6 protein-coding genes are annotated in these 6303 nt (G+C 67.5%); 3 read left to right on the plus strand and 3 right to left on the minus strand.

The genetic code is table 11. The features are described 5' to 3' along the window. Nucleotides 1–40: 40 nt before the first annotated feature. Nucleotides 41–619: a dihydrofolate reductase family protein gene (locus tag ACTWP5_RS31880; protein ID WP_443224675.1), complete on the minus strand. Its 579-nt coding sequence runs from the start codon at nucleotides 617–619 to the stop codon at nucleotides 41–43. A 424-nt stretch (nucleotides 620–1043) separates the two neighbouring features. Here ACTWP5_RS31880 and ACTWP5_RS31885 point away from each other — a divergent pair, with 424 nt between their 5' ends. The 3 genes from ACTWP5_RS31885 to ACTWP5_RS31895 all read left to right on the plus strand — a co-directional run bounded on the left by ACTWP5_RS31885 (nucleotide 1044) and on the right by ACTWP5_RS31895 (nucleotide 4514). Next, nucleotides 1044–2207 (plus strand): glycoside hydrolase family 6 protein, encoded by a 1164-nt coding sequence (locus ACTWP5_RS31885; RefSeq protein WP_443224676.1) that lies wholly within the window; start codon nucleotides 1044–1046, stop codon nucleotides 2205–2207. A 255-nt stretch (nucleotides 2208–2462) separates the two neighbouring features. Further along, the gene (locus ACTWP5_RS31890; RefSeq protein ID WP_443224677.1) at nucleotides 2463–3944 is read left to right on the plus strand and encodes a transcriptional regulator; all 1482 of its coding nucleotides are present in this window, start codon (nucleotides 2463–2465) and stop codon (nucleotides 3942–3944) included. Continuing rightward, on the plus strand, nucleotides 3945–4514 hold the full coding sequence (locus ACTWP5_RS31895) for a transcriptional regulator (protein WP_443224678.1): 570 nt from the start codon (nucleotides 3945–3947) through the stop codon (nucleotides 4512–4514). A gap of 124 nt (nucleotides 4515–4638) precedes the next feature. Here ACTWP5_RS31895 and ACTWP5_RS31900 read toward each other — a convergent pair whose 3' ends face one another. Together ACTWP5_RS31900 and ACTWP5_RS31905 are read right to left on the minus strand one after the other, a co-directional pair. Beyond that, on the minus strand, nucleotides 4639–5625 hold the full coding sequence (locus ACTWP5_RS31900) for a serine hydrolase domain-containing protein (protein WP_443224679.1): 987 nt from the start codon (nucleotides 5623–5625) through the stop codon (nucleotides 4639–4641). Continuing rightward, entirely contained in the window at nucleotides 5622–5858 is a 237-nt protein-coding gene (locus ACTWP5_RS31905; protein ID WP_443224680.1) for a helix-turn-helix domain-containing protein, read from the minus strand. Before ACTWP5_RS31905 ends, ACTWP5_RS31900 begins: the two co-directional genes overlap by 4 nt. Nucleotides 5859–6303 lie beyond the last annotated feature (445 nt).

A 6303-nucleotide genomic window follows, 5' to 3' on the forward strand; every position in this document is an offset into this window, starting at 1 on the left:
CCCCCAGGCCCCCGACCCCCGAACCACACACCCGAAAACCTCAGCCATGCAGAGTGGGCCGGTAGACCAGCTCCTGAACATCACCGTCGAGCGTCCGGCTCTCCACCAACTCCAGATCGAAGTCGGCGCCACCCCGGAAAACCGGATCCAACCCCGTCCGCCCCGTGATCACGGGAAACAACGTCACCTGGACACGATCAACCAGACCGGCGGCCATCAGCGCCCGATTCATCGACAGGCTGCCGTGCGAACGCAACGGCACCCTCGACTCCTCCTTGAGCCGGGCCACGACGTCGACCGCGTCCCCCCACGCGACCGTCGCGTCCGGCCAGTCGAGAGGCCCTTCCAACGTCGTCGACACCACCGTCGCCGGCAGACTCCTCATCCGGTCGACCCATGGGTCACGCACACCGAACTCCTCACCACCCGACGCCAGCATCCGCGCGAACGCCCTGTACGTGGTGGCCCCGAAGACCATCCGCTGCTCCGCCTCGTACAGGGCGAGGCGGTGGTCGAGCAGCTCGGGACCCTGCTTGCCCCAGTAACCGGTCCAGTCGCCGCCGGCGGCGCCGTAGCCGTCGAGACTGGAGAAGACGTCGAAGGTGTAGGTGGCGGCCATGATGCTCTCCTCGCACACGGGTGGTCGGTCCTGTGTGAGGACAGACGGGAGAACACGACGAAACTCATCGCCCCTGACCTCCCCGGGGGACCCCACCCACCCGAGCAGGCCACGCCGAGCAACCGCGTCGAGGGCCGGCCCGGCCTCCAGACGAGGCTCACGCCTGGCACCAAGGGCCCGGCGAGGTAGTCCGCGGCCGGCGCGACAGCCCCGCGTACCCGGCCTCCTCTGACGGGGTGGCAGAGGGGTCGAGGCGACGATCGCGGATCCGCTGTGCAAGGGGCTTGACGAGGCCAGGCGCCGCATCGGAAGGTGCCAGGAAGCGAGATGGGAGCGCTCCCATAGTGTGTGACTCGCCTATCAGTAGGAGCCGAACATGCCAAGACGAAGAAGTCGTGCGGTTCTCGCGGCGGCAGGTGCCGCCGTGCTCGCGTTCACCCTGGCCGCCGGCCTGGCGGGGCCGGCGGCCGCGAGCGGCGAGGCCGCTGTCGGGCACGGCCGCGGGGGCCCGGACGCGACCCCCACCCGCCTCTACGTCCCCGAGGCCAACGCCGGTGCCTACGACCAGTTGCGCGACCTGCTGCGGCGGGGGCAGTGGCGGGACGCGGCCGGGCTGGCGCGGATGATCAGCACCCCCCAGTCGGTCTGGTTGACCGGCCAAGAGGGTGAGGACCCCGAGCGGCAGGCACGCAGCGTCGTACGGGACGCCGCCCGACAGCACGCCCTGCCGGTGCTGTCGCTCTACAACGTTCCGGGCCGGGACTGCTCGCAGTACTCCGCTGGCGGCGCGGCCAACACGGCGGAGTACAAGGAATGGGTGGACGCCGTCATCGACGGGATCGGCGACAAGCCCGCCATCGTGATCCTGGAGCCGGACTCCCTCGCGCTGCTGCCGTCCGACTGCGGCCAGGACGACGCGGAGGGCACCATGACGGCGGCCCGCTACACCGAGCTCAACTACGCCGTGGACCGCCTCGCCGCCAAGCCCCGGGTCAGCGTCTACCTCGACGCCGGTCACAGCGGCTGGCACAGCGTGAACAGCATCGTGCCGCGCCTGATCCAGGCCGGGGTGGCCGACACCGAGGGCTTCTACCTCAACACGTCCAACTACCAGACGGACGAGGCGCTCTCCTCCTACGGCACCCTGATCTCGGGCTGCCTGGCCTACGCCGCCGAGGGCGGCGACCCGGCCGAGTGCCCGAACCAGTGGTGGCCCGCCGAGGACGCCGCCACCTGGCTCGCCGAGAACGTCACCACCGACCCGGCCGACCAGCCGCACTTCGTCACGGACACCAGCCGCAACGGTCAGGGCCCGTGGACGGCCCCCGCCGGCGTCTACACCGACCCCCAGGAATGGTGCAACCCGCCGGACCGCGGCCTGGGCCAGCGGCCGACCCTGCGCACCGGCGAGCCGCTGATCGACGCCCATCTGTGGATCAAGATCCCCGGTGAGTCGGACGGCCTGTGCCTGCGCGGAACCGAGGGACCCCAGGACCCGGCCCGCGGCTACGAACTCCCCCCGGCCGGCCAGTGGTTCCCGCAACAGGCCCTCGAACTCGTCGAGTTCGCCGAGCCGCCGCTGTCCTGACGCCTCCTCCGGCGCCGCCGACCGCGCCGGACCAGCGCAAGCAGCACGGGCCGGGCGTGCGGCGCGCGAAGCCCATCCCGGACGGGAGCACCTCGACCGGGCGCGACAGCCGCCACCCGAAGCCCCCACCGGGCGGGCCGGCAGACCAGCCGGCCCGCCCACCCACCCGACCACAGCACCGCATCAGCCAGCTCAACCAGTGCAGCGAGAACGCAAAATTATGCGCGACACGCATAATCCTGCTAGCTTCCGCGAATGTCATCGATGAGAAGCGAGGAACTGCTGCGGCTGACGATCGCGGCGGTACGCGCGCAGACGGGGGAGACACAGGCTGACCTCGCCGCCGCCCTCGGCCTGTCACAAGGGCAGCTCTCCCGCAAGCTGCGCACCCCCCAGGGCACGGCCTGGACGCTTGATGACGTCGATCGCCTGGCAGCCCACTGGCGGATGCGCCCACTGGACCTGTTGGCCGGCCCCACCCACGCCCTGGAACACCTCGGCACCACCACGGCACCCACCAAGGCCCCCGCCCCACCCAGCGGACCCGCCCAGCAGACACCTGCGCACCCCCCGACGCCCACACCCCCACCCGGCCCGAACCCAACCGACGGCCAAACACCCACCCACCCCCACGACTCCACCAACGACCAACAGACACCCCCCCACCCGCCGCCACCAACCCAACAGCCGACACCACCCACACCACCTCCCGCCGGCACAGACCAGACCAGACACGCCCCGCACCCCGCGCCCCGCACCCCGCACCCCACGCCACAACAGCCCCCTGACCCAGCCGCTCCAGAACAGCTGATCACCCATCAGGTACAGCAGGCGCTCACCCAGCACGACGGCGACATCGACGAGGCCAGGGCCACACTGATCAAGTCCGCCATCCCTGACGTGATGACGCTGCTGGACGCCTGCCGGACCGGCGCCCGCTACGACGTGGTCGCCCACCCACCCCTGCCCGGCATCCTCCGAAAGAAGTCCGCCCACGGCGCGGACGACGTCTGGGAAGCCCGACCACGATGGACACGCCCCCACCTCCCCCCAGGAGAACACCACGTCACCGTCCTGGACATCAACGGCGCCTACCTCTCCGCCCTCAAGACCCACCTGCCACTGGGCGCCCTGGAGTACTCCACCGGCGACGTCCACTCACGCCGCCGCGCCGGCCTCCACCTGATCACCCCACCCGAATGGCACCACGACGCCGAACTCCCCAACCCCCTCGGCGACCGCGACGAACCAGGACCACTCTGGATCACCGAACCCACCCTCAGACTGCTGCAACGCCTGTCCAGTCAGAAACACGGCGCACTGTGCGATCCCCCCACGATCCACGAATCACTCACATCAGGATCAACGGAACACCTCTTCGAGAGACTTCGCCAAGTCCTACGCGACGCCCGAGAAAAAGCAATCACCGATAACGACGAAACAACCCTCGAATACGTCAAAGCCATGTACTCTAAGTTCGTGTCGACGATGGGAGAATCAAACTACAACCGCGAACTCTATCGCCCCGACTGGATGCACATCATCCGCTCCCAGGCATTCGTCAACCTCTGGCTGAAAGCACACAAAGCACACAGCGCAGGATTGACCGTGGTACGGGCGATGGGCACCGACGAACTCCACGTCATCGGCGACTGGCAGAAAGTCTTCGCAGAAGGACGCGGCCTCGCACAAGTGAAAGTAAAAGACTCGTACACCACCAGCCACTCGGAACAGTAAATGCCGGGCAGCACAGACGATTTCGGAAAATACGGCGCCCGAGGCGAACGCGGCAGCGAAGCCGCGGCCCGCGTCCTCGACAACCTCGCTGGAGGCGTCAGCTCCCCCATCACCACACGCCGCGGCCTCACCGCACGACTGCGCTATTTGACACGATCACAAGCAGGCCGACAAGCCCTGGCGGACGCCGGCATCACCGTCCACCCCCGCACCATCACGAGATGGCTGGCCGGCACACAACGCCCCAACAGGGCCAACCTCGCTAGAATTGAGACCGCATACACGGCCTATCGCCGCGTCAACGTCGCCAGATACCTGTTGAGGCGACTGAACGCCCGAGGCGGAACACGTGTGGAAATTCACCCGCTGGACCAGAGCCAGGTGTCAAGACGACACCAGAGGGTTCTCGAGTACCGGACACTGAACATCCGCCGATGGGACGCGATCATTGCCGCCTGGTCCAAGGGAGACATGCAGGCGCTCAACAACGCGTGGACCGACGAGATAACGGCGCTGGGATCTCAGTGGGGAAAGTACGAATACGTCACATCAGTCGGCTTCGCAGCCTAGAAATCTGAGACCCACTCACTGAACCAAACACTCGCCACCACGCTTATGCGCGTCACGCATAAGCCAATCCACCAAGGCCCCGCCCCGTAAGCGTCCACTGTTCACGGGCGGCATCCTGATCGTGCTATCGGCCGTTACCGCGGCTGTGCTCGGCCAGGAGCGCGAACCCTGGACGATCAACGGACGCCGCGGTAGCCGAAAGGACGGCGACACCGATGCCAGCACTACGGTCGAGCCCAATCCAGGAACGGAAACCGCCAGTCCCGCCATTGTGCCAGGTGATCGGTCGGCCCTTCACCTGAATCGTGATCCAAGCAGCGCCAATGCGGGCACCAGCGCCGAACGGGGCGATCGGATCGAGCGCGGCGATTCCCGGAGCACTGCCGTCGAGTATCGCCGCTGCGAAACGGGCCATGCTGGTGATGGAAGCCCGGACACCGCCTGCCGGCCCGACCCCCTCACCGGTCCAGGGCTGCCGCGATCGCCCTCGGCGGCTTCTGCCCTGGAGCGCCCCGGGCCTGAGCTGGTTGATTGTCTCCGGGGCGTAGAAGCAGTCAAGTTCCAGCGGAGTGGCGAGGCGCTGATGGACGAGCTCCGGATAGGTCGTCGTGGCCGCCTGGGCGAGGGCGTGTCCGAGAAGCTCGAACCCGAGGTTGGAGTAGCGGGGCCGCGGCCTGCTCAGCGCAACACCCCGAGCCTGGTCGAGCAGCTGCTCGAGATTCTCGCCATAGGGGTTGGTTCCGTGTCGCCACAGAGCGACGGTGCGCCGCCATGGTCGTGCGGCCCTGGGTAGCCGGGGCAGACCGGAGCGGTGCGTGCTCAGCGACCGCAGTGTCAGACGGGCGGCGGGAACGTCGCCCAGAGGCAGCAGGTCGCCAAGGCTCGTACCGGGTTCGATCTCGCCTCGGGTGAGGGCGTCGGCGTACAGCAGCCCGGTGACGGCCTTGGTGATAGAGCCGATCTCGAAGTCGGCGTCGAGGTCGGTGCCGCGGCCCGCCACGCGCATGCCCTCGGGCGTGACCACGGCCGCCGCGGCGACCGGGTGGCGCGGGCCCAACAGTTCGCCGAGCCTGGCAACGAGCCGCTGGTCGCCGTGTATCCCAGCGGTCATGACCGGCCGCCGAACAGGCCCCGACCGGCGTACTTCTTGTGGACTGCCTGCTTCGAGACACCCAGGACGGCGGCGATCTGCGGCCACGTGGCCCCGTTGTTGCGGGCGCGGCGCACCAGCACCGCCTCGACGCGTTCCGTCTCGGCGCGGAGTCGCGCCACTGCGTCCAGTCCCACCAACGGGTCACGGTCGGCGGCCGAGGCGGCGAGTTCGGTCAACCGTTCCACATCCATGCGTCAACCGTAGTTGACCGCTGCCTGGGTCGTCAACCAAAGTTGACGAAGCTGCTCGCTGAAATGTGTGCCATTCTCTGAAGGAGAAGTAAAGAAACGTGAAAAATTCTCCGAGCCATCCTGCGGAATGGAGGACCAAAAGGAATTGATTCGCAATCAGATAGACGGTGAGTTTCGGAGGATGACGGCTTGTTGGCTACAAAGGCGCCATGGGGAGATTTATGAAAGAGTTTTTTGATCGGAATGGAGGATAGTCTTTTTAAAGTTTTGCAGCATATAAAAGAAACCGAAAGGTGACAGGGAGCGAACCATCCCCGTAGCCAGCCGAGGCCCACGGAGTGGGCCGGCAACACAAGCTGCGGAGCAGCTTGGAAATGCTAAGCCGCGAAGCGGCTTAGCATCATCCGGCCCGTAGGGCCGGCGCGTCGTGCCCGCGGAGCGCGGC

The organism is Streptomyces sp. 4N509B (assembly GCF_052245655.1).
In the GTDB taxonomy this organism is placed as follows: Bacteria; Actinomycetota; Actinomycetes; order Streptomycetales; family Streptomycetaceae; genus Streptomyces.